Source organism: Pseudoroseicyclus sp. CXY001 (assembly GCF_041714655.1).
In the GTDB taxonomy this organism is placed as follows: domain Bacteria; phylum Pseudomonadota; class Alphaproteobacteria; order Rhodobacterales; family Rhodobacteraceae; genus Pseudoroseicyclus_A.
Map to the genome: position 1 here is coordinate 2,887,311 of NZ_CP168219.1, position 15,304 is coordinate 2,902,614.

General features: G+C 70.7%; 16 protein-coding genes. 4 read left to right on the top strand and 12 right to left on the bottom strand.

Annotation, left to right across the window (positions count from 1 at the left end):
• Positions 1 to 11: 11 nt before the first annotated feature.
• The 9 genes from ACAZ03_RS14100 to rpe all read right to left on the bottom strand — a co-directional run bounded on the left by ACAZ03_RS14100 (position 12) and on the right by rpe (position 7,314).
• A complete protein-coding gene (locus ACAZ03_RS14100) occupies positions 12 to 383 on the bottom strand; it encodes a lysozyme inhibitor LprI family protein (protein ID WP_373354560.1) in 372 nt (123 codons plus the stop codon).
• Positions 380 to 685: an urease subunit beta gene (locus ACAZ03_RS14105; RefSeq protein ID WP_373354562.1), complete on the bottom strand. Its 306-nt coding sequence runs from the start codon at positions 683 to 685 to the stop codon at positions 380 to 382. Before ACAZ03_RS14105 ends, ACAZ03_RS14100 begins: the two co-directional genes overlap by 4 nt.
• A gap of 9 nt (positions 686 to 694) precedes the next feature.
• Complete coding sequence (locus ACAZ03_RS14110) at positions 695 to 997, bottom strand: urease subunit gamma (protein WP_373354563.1); 303 nt, start codon at positions 995 to 997, stop codon at positions 695 to 697.
• Between the two features lie 3 nt (positions 998 to 1,000).
• Positions 1,001 to 1,843 carry an urease accessory protein UreD gene (locus ACAZ03_RS14115; RefSeq protein ID WP_373354564.1) on the bottom strand — a complete coding sequence of 281 codons (843 nt, stop codon included), beginning with the start codon at positions 1,841 to 1,843 and terminating at the stop codon, positions 1,001 to 1,003.
• A 157-nt stretch (positions 1,844 to 2,000) separates the two neighbouring features.
• On the bottom strand, positions 2,001 to 4,286 hold the full coding sequence (locus ACAZ03_RS14120) for a glycosyl hydrolase family 28-related protein (RefSeq protein ID WP_373354565.1): 2,286 nt from the start codon (positions 4,284 to 4,286) through the stop codon (positions 2,001 to 2,003).
• Between the two features lie 316 nt (positions 4,287 to 4,602).
• Complete coding sequence (locus ACAZ03_RS14125) at positions 4,603 to 5,571, bottom strand: sensor histidine kinase (protein ID WP_373354567.1); 969 nt, start codon at positions 5,569 to 5,571, stop codon at positions 4,603 to 4,605.
• Positions 5,568 to 6,296 (bottom strand): response regulator, encoded by a 729-nt coding sequence (locus ACAZ03_RS14130; protein ID WP_373354569.1) that lies wholly within the window; start codon positions 6,294 to 6,296, stop codon positions 5,568 to 5,570. Before ACAZ03_RS14130 ends, ACAZ03_RS14125 begins: the two co-directional genes overlap by 4 nt.
• Positions 6,293 to 6,457 (bottom strand): hypothetical protein, encoded by a 165-nt coding sequence (locus ACAZ03_RS14135; protein ID WP_373354570.1) that lies wholly within the window; start codon positions 6,455 to 6,457, stop codon positions 6,293 to 6,295. The genes ACAZ03_RS14130 and ACAZ03_RS14135 overlap by 4 nt, the downstream gene beginning before the upstream one ends.
• A gap of 206 nt (positions 6,458 to 6,663) precedes the next feature.
• Positions 6,664 to 7,314, bottom strand: a complete 651-nt coding sequence (gene rpe, locus ACAZ03_RS14140; protein WP_373354572.1) for a ribulose-phosphate 3-epimerase — start codon at positions 7,312 to 7,314, stop codon at positions 6,664 to 6,666.
• A gap of 72 nt (positions 7,315 to 7,386) precedes the next feature.
• Here rpe and ACAZ03_RS14145 point away from each other — a divergent pair, with 72 nt between their 5' ends.
• The 4 genes from ACAZ03_RS14145 (at position 7,387) to ACAZ03_RS14160 (ending at position 12,613) form a co-directional block, all read left to right on the top strand.
• Positions 7,387 to 8,220: a helix-turn-helix domain-containing protein gene (locus ACAZ03_RS14145; RefSeq protein ID WP_373354574.1), complete on the top strand. Its 834-nt coding sequence runs from the start codon at positions 7,387 to 7,389 to the stop codon at positions 8,218 to 8,220.
• Between the two features lie 403 nt (positions 8,221 to 8,623).
• Entirely contained in the window at positions 8,624 to 9,622 is a 999-nt protein-coding gene (deoC, locus tag ACAZ03_RS14150; protein WP_373354576.1) for a deoxyribose-phosphate aldolase, read from the top strand.
• Positions 9,622 to 10,272, top strand: a complete 651-nt coding sequence (locus ACAZ03_RS14155; protein WP_373354578.1) for a hypothetical protein — start codon at positions 9,622 to 9,624, stop codon at positions 10,270 to 10,272. Before deoC ends, ACAZ03_RS14155 begins: the two co-directional genes overlap by 1 nt.
• Before the next feature lie 4 nt (positions 10,273 to 10,276).
• Entirely contained in the window at positions 10,277 to 12,613 is a 2,337-nt protein-coding gene (locus tag ACAZ03_RS14160; protein ID WP_373354579.1) for an aldehyde dehydrogenase family protein, read from the top strand.
• Between the two features lie 307 nt (positions 12,614 to 12,920).
• Here ACAZ03_RS14160 and ACAZ03_RS14165 read toward each other — a convergent pair whose 3' ends face one another.
• From ACAZ03_RS14165 to ACAZ03_RS14175, 3 genes are read right to left on the bottom strand one after another with little or no spacing between them, the layout of a single operon-like run.
• Positions 12,921 to 13,601, bottom strand: a complete 681-nt coding sequence (locus ACAZ03_RS14165) for a DUF1523 family protein (RefSeq protein WP_373354580.1) — start codon at positions 13,599 to 13,601, stop codon at positions 12,921 to 12,923.
• A gap of 11 nt (positions 13,602 to 13,612) precedes the next feature.
• Positions 13,613 to 13,885, bottom strand: a complete 273-nt coding sequence (locus ACAZ03_RS14170; RefSeq protein WP_373354581.1) for a hypothetical protein — start codon at positions 13,883 to 13,885, stop codon at positions 13,613 to 13,615.
• A gap of 3 nt (positions 13,886 to 13,888) precedes the next feature.
• The gene (locus ACAZ03_RS14175) at positions 13,889 to 15,262 is read right to left on the bottom strand and encodes a DUF6638 family protein (protein ID WP_373354583.1); all 1,374 of its coding nucleotides are present in this window, start codon (positions 15,260 to 15,262) and stop codon (positions 13,889 to 13,891) included.
• Positions 15,263 to 15,304: the final 42 nt, after the last annotated feature.

Below are 15,304 nucleotides of genomic sequence, written 5' to 3' on the forward strand. Positions count from 1 at the left end.
TTTGGCGGAGCTCAGGGCGTCAGGAAGAGGCGGAGGTCTTCGGTGCGCACCTCGGTGAGGCGCGTCTGGCAGCTCGTTTCGATCATCGGCGCCATCGAGCCGCCCTCGTAGGGCGCGGCCTCGGCGGCGCAGGCGGCGTCGCGGTAGTCGATCCAGAGGGTCTGGGCGCGCAGGAGCGCCTCGAAGGGGGCGCTCTCGGCGCCAAGGGTGCCGCGCACCTCGGCCCAGATGTCGTTGAGCACGGCATCCGCCTCGCGATAGGCCTCCGCCGCGCATCGGGTCATGTCGGCCTGGGTCTCGCCGCCCTGGCTGCAATCGACCTCGGCCGCCGCCGGCAGCGCCGGCAGGATCAGCGCGAGCGCCATGGAAAGGACCGCTCTCATAGCGCCCCCATGACCTTCTGGTTGAAGCCGTAGACCTTGCGGTCGCCCCCGAGCGGGATCAGCCGCACCTCGCGGCGCTGCCCCGGCTCGAAGCGCACGGCGGTGCCGGCGGCGATGTCGAGCCGGTGGCCATGGGCCGCCTCGCGGTCGAAGGTGAGCGCCGGGTTCACCTCGGCGAAGTGGTAATGCGAGCCCACCTGCACCGGCCGGTCGCCGGTGTTGGCGACCTCGAGTGTGATCGCCTCCTGGCTGGCGTTGAGGGTGATCTCGCCCTCGGCGGGGAAGAGTTCTCCGGGGATCATCTGGGGCTCCTAGCGGATCGGCTCGTGGACGGTCACCAGCTTGGTGCCATCGGGGAAGGTCGCCTCGACCTGCACTTCGTGGATCATCTCGGGGACGCCCTCCATGCACTGGTCGCGGGAGACGACCTGCGCCCCGGCCTCCATCATGTCGGCCACCGAGCGGCCGTCGCGGGCGCCCTCGACGACGGCATCGGTGATCAGCGCGATGGCCTCGGGATAGTTGAGCTTGACGCCGCGGGCGAGGCGTTTGCGGGCGACCTCGGCGGCCATGGCGATGAGGAGCTTGTCCTTCTCGCGCGGGGTGAGCTGCATGGGCTAAAGACTCCAGACTTTCGGCAGGGCGGCGGCGGCGAGGCCGGCGAGCGCCGGCTCCAGGATGCGGCGCAGGCGGAAGCCATCCTCCGCCAGAAGCCGCGCGAAGAGAACCCCTTCCCGGATCAGGCTGGCGCCGCCGGCCGGGCCGAGCGCGGCGCGAAGGGGGGCGAGGGCGGCCTCGGCCCGGGGCGAGACGAGGAGGAGGCTGACCATGGCGCCGGCGCCCCCGCCCTCGGCCGGGCCGGCGAGGGCGGCGGCGGCATCGGGGCCGAAGTCGAGCGCATCGGCGAAGACGAGGGCGCCGGCGCGGCGCACCTCCCAGCGGTCGCGGAAGCTGGCCGCCTGAAGCGCCTCGCCGCTTTCCCGGCGCCCGAAGATCACGGGCTCGGCGATCAGCGCCTCGGCACCCTCGGCGAGCGAGAGCTCCAGCCGGCGGGAGAGGGCGGCGCCCTCGAAGAGGATGGTCTCCTGCGGGAGCCAGTGGAGCCTCGCGCCGGCCCCGAGCTCGGCGCGGACCTCCGAACGGGCCTCGCCCGCCTCGGCCCGATAGGCACGCTCGGCGGCCTGGGTGGTGAGCGTGAGCGCGGCGCCGGCCCCGAGCTCGGCGGAGACCGCCATCCGGTCGCCCCCCGTCAGCCCGCCGGAGGTGTTGAGCAGCACCGCCTGCATGGCCCGCCCCGGCTGGGCGCGCGGGAAGAGCGCCTTCAGCGCCCCCTCCTGCCGGAGCCCGGCAAGCCGCGTCGTGGCCCCAGCCGCCGCCACGCGCAAGGTGACGGCGCCGCGGGCGCGCTGCGGGCGGCCCGTCGCCGGGCGGTCTTGAAGGAGGCTCGCGTCCGGTCCCATCTCGGGCCATCCTTGAGGGAAGGGCGGGCGGCGGCAAGCCCGGGGCGCCGGGGCCGCCGGGCGGGCGCCGCGCCATTTGCCCGTCGCCCAATTTCCGGGCACAGAAAGGGCGCGCCCGTCTCCCGGGCGCGCCCCTCGCCGGCCAGCCGGGCGCGGCTCAGGTCGGATTGTCCATCCTTATGCTCAGCCGCAGCGAGCCCTTCACCGGCTGGCTGAAGATGGCGCGGACAAGCTCCTGCGACCCGCCGTGCTGCGCGTCGATCCGCGGGAAGTCGAAGACCGCCTGGCCCGAGCTGTTCTCGATCTTGCCGACCGGCGCCAGCGCCTCGACTGTGCGTGCCCGCCCGCCGAAAGGCAGGTTCGGCCGCGGATCGATCACCCACTGGTTGTTCACCGAGCCCTGATCGTGGACGACGGAGAGCGGGTTGCGCACCTCCTCGTCGATGGCATGGAAGACATTGGCATCGAAGGTGACATTGCGCATCCGCCCCAGATCGAGCCCGGCGAAGGTCGTGTCCACCTCCTCCACGCGCCGGCAGGAGCCGCCGACGACGCGGAAGATGTTGGAGACGACCGCCAGCCCGTGGATGAAATGCCCCGGCCCGTAGGGCTTGATGCGGATGAAGCGGAACCAGTCCGCCACCGAGGAGGCGGTGAAGTTGTTGCCCGTGATGGTCAGCCCGCCGAAGGAATACTGGTTCGAGAAGGTCGGGGTCGCATCGTGCTCGTTCGTCCACTCGATGATGTTGTTGTCGATGTAGTTGCCGGTGATGACCGAGCGCACGTTCGGCGTCGTCAGGATCAGCCCGCCGACCCGCACGCCGTTGGCCGTGTCGTCGCCGAGGAACCAGTGGTTGCCGACGATGGTCGAGCCCGTCCCCGCCAGCACGGCGAAATGCTTGAAGCGGGTGCAGCGGTTGTCGCGGATCTTCACGTCATTGGCGTTGGCGTTGAAGCAGGTGGTCGTGCGCTGCTCGACCGGCAGATCCTGCTCCTTGGAGATGAACTGGCACCGGTCGATCATCATGCCTTGGCAGGCCCGGCCGATCGAGGTCAGCCCCCGGTCCTTCGGCTGGTTGAAGAAGCAATCCTTCACATGAAAGATGATGCCCGACTGGGCCAGCATGATGCCGCTGGCCTGGCCGTTGCAGAGAAAGTCGATGTCCGACAGGATGAACTGGCTGAGCTCCTCGTAGCCCGAGAAATCAAGGAGATAGCGGAAGCGGCGGAAGGTGTAGCTCTGCGTGCCGGCGGCATCGTAGAGCGGCTGGCTGATGGTCACCCGGTTGTTCGCCGCATCGACGGCATTCACGTAGATCTCCCGCCCGACGCCGTTGCCAGAGACGAGCGCGCCCAGCGGGATCGAACCGGCGTTGGAGATATTGGTGATCCGGTAGGGATCGGCGGGCGAATAGCTGCCGGTGGCGCTCACGACGGCATCGGCCCAGGCATCCGGTCCGGCCGGCTCGAACTGGCCGTTGCGGATCGCGCGGCGGGTCTTGAACGAGGTATTGGAGGGCTCGAGGCTCTGCATGTCGAGCGGGCCCGTCAACCCGATGCGCCGGCCGCAAAGGTCGAGGCTTTCGTGATCGGAGAAGTTGACCAGTGCCTGATAGGCCTTCTTGAAGGCCAGCTCCTCGTCGCCGAAGGCATCGAGATAGGTCTGGTAGTCGAAATTGCGCTGCAGGATGAAATGCGGCCCGATCGGCTGGTCGATCGTGCCCTCGAAGCGCACCTGGCTCTGGAAGGTCACATCCCCCTCGATCCGGTAGGTCCCGGCGGAGACGAGTACCTCCCGCCCCTGCGCGGCGGCATCGGCAGCCTCGAAAGCGTCGGTGTCGTCGGTGACGCCGTCGCCCCTGGCGCCGTAGTCGCGCACATCGACGAGGCCGAGAATGTCGCGGAGGAAGAAGGAAGTCACATCGCGGATCTCGATATCGTCGATGCGCACGATGCCGCCGTTGGGGCCGGTGAGGTCCACGCCGATATGGCCATAGATGGCGCCGTGCCAGACCATGTCGACGCCGATCCGCGCCCCCGTGCCGATGATGGCGGAGACCTCGACGACCTCGCCATAGGTGGTGAGCTGCGTGGCCGGCCCGGTCTCGGTGAGGCCCGGGACATGCCCGCCCCCGGCGCCCCCGGCCCAGCCGGCGATGCGCACGGCGGGAAGGGCGCCCGACATCGCCTTCACCCGGGCCGTGACCTGCAGGTAGCAGCCCGGCAGGATCGTCGTCTCGCCCATGTAGCGGACCTTCTGGGTGCCGGAGGTCTTGTTGACCTCAAGGCAGCCGGTGAAATCCTGATCCGCCGGCACGAAGACGCCGCCGCCCTCGGCATAGGTCGGCGAGCCGGGCGTGCCGTCGCCCCGCGACCAGACGTCCAGCCCGGCGGCAAAGGGCGGCGGCATCAGCACCAGCCCGTCGGTGATCTCCTTGTTCATGTCGCGGCCTCTTCCATCGGCTCCAGGGGTGGGCCGGAGAGGTAGGCCGGGAAAGTGAAGGGGGCGGGAGGGCACCGTGCGTTGCGGCGTGGTTTTGCAGGGAGGGCGCCGGCTCCGGGCTCCCTTGAGGGCCCCCGGAACCGGGTGGGGACGCTGCCCCCACACCCCCGAGGTATTTCTGGCCAGATGAAAGGGGGAAAGAGGCTCTCTTGCCCCTGCCTCTTTCCAAGTACCTTCGGTGCCTCTTTCCAAGTACCTTCGGGGAACGCGCGGGGCAGACGGCCCCTCGCTCCCGGACCCTCCGCCGGGCCGGCCGTCAGAACCTTATGACGAAGGTGGCGCCGGGGGGCGGGCTGTCGGCGAGGGCGATCTCGGCCCCATGCGCCTCCAGCATCCGGCGGACGATGGGCAGGCCCATGCCGGTGCCGCCGGCGGCGCGGCGCGTCGTGAAGAACGGATCGAAGATCCGTGCCCGGTTGCCGGCCGAGATGCCGGCGCCGTCGTCGGCGATCTTGAGCGCGCCCGGGGCGACGGTCAGCCGCACCTGCCCGGCCCCGTGGGCGACGGCATTGGCGATGAGGTGATCGAGCACGAGGCGGAGCCCGTCCGCCGGCAGGGGGATCTCGCCATCGGCGTCGAGGAGGATCTCCGCCTCCGGGTGATCGTCCTGCAGGGCCGCGAGAAGCGGGCCGAGCCGCGCGCGGCCGGCGCCCGCCGGCTCCTGTGCCCGGGCGAGGGCGCGCTGCGCGTCGAGGAGCGCCGTCATCCGGTCCGCCGCATCGTCGATCCGGGCGAGGAGGCGGGCGCGCTCCTCCGCCGGGATGTCGTCGCCGTCGAGGAGCTCCGCCGCGCCGCGGAGCACGGTGAGCGGCGCCTTCAGCTCATGCGTCGCATGGTCGGCATAGGAGCGCAGCACCGCCTCGCGCCCCGAGAGGATCCGCCCCATCTCAAGCACCGCGCGGCCCGTCCGCTCCATCTCGCGGGTGCCGTAGTGGCGGAGCGGTGCCGCCGCCCCCGCCGTGCCGCGCCCCAGCGCCTCCGCTCGTGCCGCCAGCGCCCGGATGGGGCGGTAGAGCAGCCGCCAGAGCACCCAGCCGAGCGCCGCGGTGGCCGCCAGCACCGCCAGCGCCACGGCGATCAGCGCCTCGGTGAAGGGCATCGGCGGCGAGAGCGCCCGCAGCGCCAGGATCCCCGCCGGCGGCAGCGCGAGGACGAGCCCGAGCACTAGCGCGATGACCAGCGCCAGCGAGGGGCGCCATTTGACGAGGATGCTCTGGCCGCTCACGGGTCTCCGCCTGTTCCGTTGCCGGTCCCCCCGCCCACGCCACGGCAGGGCCCCATGCGAATGCCGATGCCGTGGAGAGTCTCCACCGCATCCGGGCAGCCCGCCTCGGCCAGCTTGGCGCGCAGGTTGCGCAGGTGGCTGTCCATCGTCCGGTCGGAGACGTTGACGTTGGTGCCCCAGATCGCATCGACGAGCGCGGGGCGCGGCACGACGTGATCGGGGCGCTCCATGAGTTTCGCGAGCAGCTCCATCTCCCGCGCCGTCAGCACCACATCGGCGCCCGAGACGCTGACCCGGTGGCGCGCCGGGTCGAGCGCGAGCACGCCGCGGCGGAGCGCCGGGGGCGCCTCCGGCGCCGGGGCGGCGGCGCGCTTGAGGACGGCGCGGACCCGGGCGACCAGCTCACGGGGAGAGAAGGGCTTGGTGACGTAATCGTCCGCCCCGAGCTCGAGCCCGACGACGCGGTCCACCTCGTCGCCCTCGGCGGTGAGGAAGATCACCGGCACGTCGTTCTCGCGGCGGAGCGCCCGGCAGACGTCGCGGCCGTCCATCTCCGGCAGGCCGATGTCGAGGATGACGAGATCGGGCCCCTGCCGCCGGGCCTCGGCAAGGGCCGCGGCGCCATCCGCCGCCTCGGCGAATCCGAAGCCCGCCCGGGCCAGCGCGATGCCGAGAAGGTCGCGGATCTGCGGGTCGTCATCGACGACGAGGATGAGCGGGGTCACGTGCGCGGGTCCATCTGGGGCCGGTCCGTCTGGCTGCGGTCCGGGCTGATGGCGGGCAGGCTAGCGCCCGCCGCGCCGGCGGGAAAGTCCTGTGGCGGGGTCAGCCACCAGGCATCGGTCTTCAGCCGCGCGGGCAGGCCCCGCAGGATCAGGTCGTACATGTTTGTCCCTCCGTGCTTTTCGGCAAGCCTAGGAGGTGGCGGTGCAGGGCACGGGGCCCGGGCGTGCAGGGGATGTGCAGGGGGCGAGGGGCGGGGGAGCCGGGGAGCCGGGCTCAAGCCCGGCCTACGGGCGCGTGGGTGCCGGGGCGGGTGCAGGGCGGGCGTAGGCCGGGCTTGAGCCCGCCACTCCCGCCACTCCCGCCACCCTACCCCGCCGCGGCCCGGATCGCCGCGATGCGCTCGGCGTAATCCCCGCCGAAGATCGCCGAACCGGCGACGAGCACATCGGCCCCCGCCGCCACCACGGCGCCGGCATTGGCCGGGGAGATGCCGCCGTCGACCTCCAGATGGATCGGCCGGTCGCCGATCATCGCGCGGACAGCGGCGATCTTCTCGACCATCGCCCCGATGAAGGCCTGGCCGCCGAAGCCGGGGTTCACGGTCATGACGAGCACGAGGTCCACCGCGTCCAGCACATGCTCGAGCGCGCTCACCGGCGTCGCCGGGTTGAGCGCCACGCCGGCCTTCGCCCCCGCCTCGCGGATCTGCTGGAGCGCCCGATGCAGATGCGGCCCGGCCTCGGCATGGATCGTGATCACATCCGCCCCGGCCCGGGCGAAATCGCCGGTATAGGGCTCGGCGGGCGAGATCATCAGATGCACGTCCATCACCCCCGCCACATGCGGGCGGATGGCGGCGGCGACGGCGGGGCCGATGGTGATGTTGGGCACGAAATGCCCGTCCATCACGTCAACATGGATCCAGTCGGCCCCGGCCGCCTGGACGGCCGCGATCTCTGCGCCCAGCGCCGCGAAATCCGCCGACAGGATCGACGGGGCGATCTTGATGTCTGCCATGGCTCCCCTCCTCGCCGAAGCGCGCCGCGGCCCCTTTCGCGGTCGCAGCATTCTCGTGCTATCCTTCAGGCCATGCCGCAGCTCCGCCTCCATCACAAGGATATTCTTGCCCAGGGCGAGGCCGCCGCGCTGGCCCGCGGCCTGCTGAAGGAAGGCGCGCCCGCGCGCCTTCACACCCAGGATTTCGCCGAGATCGCCTGGGTGCAGAACGGCAAGGTGCGGCTCCTGACGGAGGACGGCCGGCGCGAGCTGGTGGAGGGCGATCTCGTCCTCATCCCCGCCGGGCCGGCGCATGGCTGGCAGGGGCGGGGCGCGGAGCCGATGCTCGTCTCGGTCAGCCTCGCACCCGATCTGACAGAGGCGCTCCTCCGCCGCCACCAGCAGCTCGCCGGCCGGCATCTCTGGGGCGCCGCGCCGGAGCTGCGGCATCTCGACATGCGCGCCCTCGCCGAGCTCAACCGCGCGGCGCTGGCGCTCGAGCGCCCCCGCCGCGATGCGCTGGCGGCGGAGGCGTTCCTCCTGCCGCTGCTCGCCGGGCTCTCCGGCGCGGCGCCGCTGCCGCCGGGCCTGCCGGACTGGCTGGCGCGCGCCTGCCGGGCGGCGGAGGATCCGGAGGTCTTCCGCGGCGGGGCGGCGGCCTTCGTGAAGGTGGCCGGGCGGGCGCATCCGCATGTCAGCCGCAAGGCGCGGCGGCTACTGGGGATGAGCCCCTCGGATTACGTGAACCGCCAGCGGATGGGTTTCGCGGCCCGGCGGCTCGCCGGCTCCGCCGACAGCCTCGCCGAGATCGCGGCGGACTGCGGCATCCCCAACCTCAGCCATTTCCACAAGCTCTTCCGGGCGCATCACGGCCAGACGCCTCAGCACTACCGGCGGAGCCACCAGCGCGACGTCTTCGGCGGGTGAGGTCTGGCGGGCGCAGGCGCTCCGTCGACACATGCGTAGGGTGGGTTTGCAACCCACCGTCCCGCTTTCATCCGGGTGCAACCGCGCCGCGCAGGGCGAGCGCCGGCCCGGGGGGTGGCGCTCCAACGGTTCCGCGCCGCGCTTTATGGTCCAACCAGCCTCCCCGCTCTCAGGCTGCGCCCAGACCCAACCAGAGCGCCAGCCCGCGGGACGGGCCGGCGCTCGCCCTGCGCCTTCGGCGCGTACCGGGCGGGGCACCGCACGGCCGTCGCCCCAGACGGGAGCCCCCCGCGCGCATCTCCCATCCCCGCGGAAACCCCGCCCCCAAAGGCCCCGCCCCGCCCCCCGGCTTGCCAACCCGCCCTCCCCATGCCACCTCTTCAGGACCCTTCGGGAGGCGACGATGGACACAACGACCGACCGCACGCAGCTGCCGCAGGTGCAGCACGGCCCCGGCGCCCTGCCCCGGAACCCCGGCATGCCGCTCGACCTCGACTGGGTGGCCGCCGTCCAGGCCAACACCTCCGCCATCGAGCGCCGCGCCGCGACGCTGCCCGGCCGCCGCTCCGTCAAGAAGGCGCATCAGGCGGCCTGGCTCTGCAAGGCCGTCTCGCTGATCGACCTCACGACCCTGGCCGGAGACGACACCGCCGGCCGCGTCCGCCGGCTCTGCGCCAAGGCGCGCCAGCCCGTCTCTCCCTCGATCCTCGCCGCGCTCGGGATGGAGGGCCTCACCACCGGCGCCGTCTGCGTCTACCACGACATGGTGGAAACCGCCGTCCGCGCGCTCGAGGGCTCGGGCATCCCGGTTGCCGCCGTCTCCACCGGCTTCCCTGCCGGGCTCTCGCCCTTCCATCTGCGGATCGCCGAGATCGGCGAGAGCGTCGCGGCCGGCGCGGCGGAGATCGACATCGTCATCTCCCGCCGCCATGTGCTGACCGGCAACTGGCAGGCGCTCTATGACGAGATGGCCGAGATGCGCGCCGCCTGCGGCGAGGCGCATGTGAAGGCGATCCTCGCCACGGGCGAGCTCGGCACGCTGCGCAACGTCGCCCGCGCCTCGCTGGTCTGCATGATGGCCGGGGCGGATTTCATCAAGACCTCGACGGGGAAGGAGGGCGTCAACGCCACGCTCCCCGTCAGCCTCGTGATGATCCGCGCGATCCGCGCCTACGAGGCACGCACCGGCGTCAAGGTCGGCTACAAGCCCGCCGGCGGCATCTCCAAGGCCAAGGATTCGCTGGTCTATCTCTCGCTCATGAAAGACGAGCTGGGAGACCGCTGGCTCCAGCCCGACCTCTTCCGCTTCGGCGCCTCCTCGCTTCTGGGCGACATCGAGCGGCAACTCGAACACTACGTGACCGGCGCCTATTCGGCGAGCTGGCGGCATGGGATGGCGTGATGACGCCTCAGCTCGCCCCCTTGCAGGCGTTCCATGCCGCGCTCCAGATCGACCGGGACGAGCTGATCCATGACCGCCGGCGACCGGTCAGCGAGCCGGACGACGCACGCATCCCTCAGATGGGCTACATCGGCCCGAACTTCCGGGCCGGCAATCCGCTCCTCCTCGCGATCAACCCCGGAGGCGGTGGTGATGCCTACCGCCGGACGACCGAGGATCGGGAGCTGCTGCCGCTGATCGACCGCGCCCGGCGCGGCCGCTTCGATCCGGCCGCCTTGGCCCACCTCTTCGAGCGCGTCATGGCCAACATGCGCAAATGGTCCTTTTGGCGGATCGTGAAGCCGACCCTGGAGGCCTGCGGCGCGGGGCAGGACGAGGTGTCCTTCCTCAACTGGGTTCCCTACCGGACCCGGATGGACGCGATGCCCTTCGCCGCCGATATGAGGGCCTGCCGCGACCGCATCCTGCTCCCGCTCATCGACAGCCTTCGACCGGGGGTCATCATTGCCCTTGGGAGGAAGGCCGGCGGCGCGCTCAGGCGCCTGCAAGACACCGGTATCCCGACCTTTGTCGTTCCGCGCACGAGAGGCGACAGCTTCGTCTCGGCCGAGGCCCAGGCCGTCCTGGCCCAGATCTCCAACGAAAGATGACCTCATGTCCGTGAAAGAAATCTTCGACACGATGGATTACGGCCCCGCCCCCGAGAGCGCCAAGGAGGCGCTCGCTTGGCTCGAGGCGCGCGGCGGCATCGCCGGGCCCTTCGTGAACGGCGCCTGGGGGGAGCTCCGGGCCGACATGGAAAGCCGCAACCCCGCCACCGGGGAACGCCTGGCGGGGCTCACCAAATGCACCGCCGATGAGGTCGCCGCCGCCGTGAAGGCCGCGCGCAAGGCGCAGCCCGCATGGGAGAAGCTCGGCGGCCATGGGCGGGCCAAGGTCCTCTATGCCATCGCGCGGGGGATGCAGAAGCAGTCGCGCCTCCTCGCCGTGATGGAGAGCCTCGACAACGGCAAGCCGATCCGCGAGAGCCGCGACATCGACGTGCCGCTGGCGATCCGCCATTTCTACCACCATGCCGGCGCCGCCCAGCTCTTCGAGAGCGAGATGCCCGGCCGCGCGCCCCATGGCGTTTGCGGGCAGATCATCCCCTGGAACTTCCCGCTCCTGATGCTCGCCTGGAAGATCGCGCCGGCGCTGGCCGCCGGGAACACAGTCGTCCTCAAGCCGGCCGAGTACACCAGCCTCTCCGCCATGGTCTTCGCCGAGATCTGCCAGGAGGCCGGGGTGCCGCCCGGCGTCATCAACCTCGTGACCGGCGACGGGGAGACGGGGGCGGCGCTCGTCGCCGCCAAGGTCGACAAGATCGCCTTCACCGGCTCCACCGAGGTCGGGCGGAAGATCCGCGAGGCGACCGCCGGGCGGGGCATTCCGCTGACGCTCGAGCTCGGGGGGAAATCCCCCTACATCGTCTTCGACGACGCCGATATCGACAGCGCCATCGAGGGGCTGGTCGATGCGATCTGGTTCAACCAGGGGCAGGTCTGCTGCGCCGGCTCGCGGCTGCTGGTCCATGAGGCCATCGCCGACGACTTCCACGAGCGGCTGAAGCGGCGGATGGACGGGCTGCGCATCGGCGACCCGCTCGACAAATGCATCGACGTCGGCGCCGTGGTCGACCCGGTGCAGCTCAGCGCGATCAAGGAGATGGTGGAGGGCAACACGGCCGGCGAGACCTATCACGCCGCCTGCCCCCTGCCCTCCACCGGCGCCTTCTATCCGCCGACGCTGATCACGGGGCTCGCGCCGAGTGACCGGCTGATGCAGGAGGAGATCTTCGGGCCCGTCCTCGTCTCCACCACCTTCCGCACCCCCGCGGAAGCGGTCGAACTCGCCGACAACACCCGCTACGGCCTGGCGGCGACGCTCTGGACGGAGAACGTCAACCTCGCGCTCGACCTCGCCCCGAAGCTGGCCGCCGGGGTGATCTGGGTGAACGCCACGAACCTCTTCGACGCCGCCGCCCCCTTCGGCGGCATCCGCGAAAGCGGCTTCGGCCGCGAGGGCGGGCCGGAGGGGATGCGCGCCTATACGAAGCCCGCGAAGCTCGCCGCGGCGCCCAAGGCGCCGGTGGCCTATGAGGGCGACGGCGCCCCGGCCGGCGGCATCGACCGGACGGCGAAGCTCTATATCGGCGGCAAGCAGGCGCGGCCGGACGGAGGGTATTCCAAGGCCGTGCATGGCCCCAAGGGCGCGCTCCTCGGCCATGCCTCGCTCGCCAACCGCAAGGATGTGCGCAACGCCGTCGAGGCGATGAACGCCGCGAAGGGCTGGGGCAAGACCACCGGGCACCTCCGCGCGCAGATCCTCTACTATCTGGCCGAGAATCTCTCCGCCCGCGCCGAGGAATTCGCCGCGCGGATCGACGCGCTGCAGGGCGGCCACAAGGGCGCGGCGGAGGTCGAGGCCTCCATCCGCCGGCTCTTCACCTATGGCGCCTGGGCGGACCGCTACGACGGCCGCGCTGCCGGCGTGCCGATCCGCGGCGTGGCGTTGGCGATGAAGGCGCCCACGGGCAACATCGCCGCGCTGGCCCCGGCGGCGACGCCGCTCCTCGGCGCCCTGTCGCTGATCGCCCCGGCGATGGCGATGGGGAGCCGCGTGACCCTCGTCGCCTCAGAAGCCTTCCCGCTGGCGGCGACGGATTTCTATCAGGTGCTGGAGACCTCTGACGTGCCCGCCGGGGTGGTGAATATCCTGACCGGCAGCCATGCCGAGCTGGCGCCGGCTCTGGCCTCGCATATGGACGTCGATGCGCTCTGGTCCTTCTCGGAACCGGGGCTGGCGGCGGGCATCGAGCGCGCCTCCGCCGGCAATCTCAAGCGCACCTGGATCGGCGCGCGGGATTTCTCGGGGCCGGATGGCGAGGGCGAGGACTTCCTCGAGGCCGCCACCGAGGTGAAGACGATCTGGATCCCCTACGGCGAGGGCTGAGCATTCAACATGCCTCCTCCGAGAGGATACCAAAGGTCATCGACCAAACACGAAAAACGCTGTGATCCCAACAAGAAGCAGCAGCACGATTGCCACTGCCCTCAGAAGGGCAAGGACCCGCCGAATACCTCCGCGCTCCGCCCAATCAACTACCTCTTCAATCGCTTCCTCTGCCACCAGATTTTTCAGAGGCTTCCGGCCAACACCGTAGGCGAGGATCCGGTCGTCTCGTCGTTTTTCTCTCGCGCTTCGCGGCCGTTCTGATCTCACGAACCTTGCCTCCAGGTGGGCCTTGAAGCTGCGTCCACTACTTCCGCGGCCCCGTCCAGCTCTCCCACCAGCGCCCGAGCCGGCCCCGCCGCTCCTTGGCGTTGGCCTCCACCCTGTCCCAGCGGTCGCCGGCGCGTTCCATCGCCGGGTCGAGGCTCCGCTCGCGGAACTGCCGCCACATGGCGCGGAGCATCAGGCCCGCGAAGAGCAGGAAGAGGAAGAAGCCGATGTTGAACCACGGGATCGGCCGGTAATCCGGGCCGGGCACCTCGCGGATCGCCGTGGCGTTGGGGTAGATCGTGAAGAAGCGGTTCCGCCAGCCGTAATGGCGGATCACCACCCAGTTCGGGTCCGCCGAGGTCGAGCGGACGTCATCCGCCTCCGCCTGAAGGTCGGAGCTGTCGAACTTGAAATAGGGCGGCCAGATCCAGCCGGTATCCTCGTTGCGATAGACCATCGTCTGGTCCTTGCCGCGGACGAGGCCGAGGAGCATCGTGCGCTTCCGCACGGTGTTGATGAGCCGGAGGTCCCGCGTCGTGTTCTCGACATTGCCGCTGTCGGCCTGGGCGTAGAACAGGCGGTTGAAGCCGGAGAAGTCGGTGCGGATCACCTCCGTCCCCGTGATGCGCGCCACATCCTGCTGCGGCAGGGCGTAATGCAGGACGGCCCCCACGATCAGCACCAGAAGCAGTCGCCAGCCGATCCGCAATGCGCGCATGTCTTTCCCTCTCAGTTCGTGTTCGTCAGCCAGACGATCAGCCCGACCACCACCACCGGCACCACATAGACCAGAACGATCAGCCGCCGCCGGAAGCCGGAGAAATATTTCTCCATCCCCGCCTCCACATAGGCATCCCTCTCGGCAAGGTCAGCCCCCGGGTTCTCTTCCGCCCAGCGCTTTTCCAGCCGCTCGCGGCGGACGGAGCGGGAATAGGCGGAAACGGAGAGGAAGATCACTGTCAGGACGAGAAATCCGACGATTGCGAGCTTGATGAATGCCATGCCTCAGCGCCTCCCTATGCTGCCCCAGGGGCCGACGGCGTCGATGACGTCGGCCGGCCGCGCCTGCTCCCTGCTCCGGCTCCATGGCCCGGGGGCGGGGGCCGGCTCTGCCATCGGCGCCTCGTGCCCGAAGAGTGCGTCGCGCGTGCCGGCCTTGTCGACCATGTATTCCCCGGCGAGGAAATCGGCGACATAGGTCTTCTTCGCCTCCGGCCAGGTGGCATAGGCGCGGTAGAACGCCTCCTTGTGGCAGATGAAGAGCTGGCGGATGTCGAGCGGCGTCAGCTCGGCGAGGAGCTGGTTGACGAGGGGCGCATCCGGCCCCTTGGCGGCGCGGAGCGTGTAGAAATAGGCAGGGTGCTCGCTGTCGATCTTCGGCCAGGGGCCGCCCGCCTCCGCCCAGCGGGTCAGCGCCGCGAGCCCCTGCCATTCGGGCGGCAGGTGCTGGGCGTATTTCCGCCCGAGCGCGCGAAGGTCGCGGCGGGTGGCGCCGGCGAGGCTCTCGCCCATGACCGCCGCGAGCTCGGCGGTGATGAAATCCATCTTCTGGTGGAGGATCGCCGCTGCGTCGATGCCGCGCGCCTCGACGATCGGCTCGGCGAGGCCGTTGTCCTTGAGGAACCGCGCCAGCTCGTTGCGGGCGGAGAAGGGGATGACCGGCAGCGGCAAGGGCCCGAGGCCCTCGAGCCGCGCGGCGATGACGGCCGGCGCGGCGACGGAGCGGAAGAGATAGAGCCCGCCGAAGAGCGCCGTCCAGAAATTGTCCTGCGCGAAGGTCATCTTCTTCAGCCGCACGGGGTTGCGGGCGAGATCGCCGGTTTCCTTCGCGAGGCCGATCATCTCGGCGATGAGCGCATCGTCCCACCAGGCATGCTCCTCGGCCTTGAACCGGTCGATGAGCGCCCCGAGCCGCTCGGCGGTGGCGACGGTGCCGGCGGTGGTATCCGCCTCCACCGTGATCTGCCGGATGTCGAAGAGCTTCGCCGCCGTCTCGGCCCGGTAGACCGAATTGACGAGCTCCCCCGCCACGGCATCCCGCGCGGTCAGCGCGAAGAGCTCGCGCTCGTTCGCGTCGATGAACTGCCGCAGGATGGCGCGGGAGGTGGAGAACTTGGCATCGAGCAGCGGCGCGGTGCGCTGCGCGGTGGTCAGAAGGATGAACTGCCGGTTGACGCCGGCATGGTTGAGATAGAGCGGGTCGCCGAATTCATCGCCGATCTCGGGCGCATAGCCGGAGATGTCGATATGGAACTCCTCGAGCGCCGTGGTGCGCCCGGTCAGCGACTTGAGCGCGCGGTTGTAGCGCTCGACGAGGACGGGGGAGTCGACCCGGATCAGGTTGCCGAACATGAGGCCGCGGGCGATCAGGCGGTGCATGGTTTGCCCTCCGGTCGTGCGGCCCGTAGGGCGGGCTTCAGC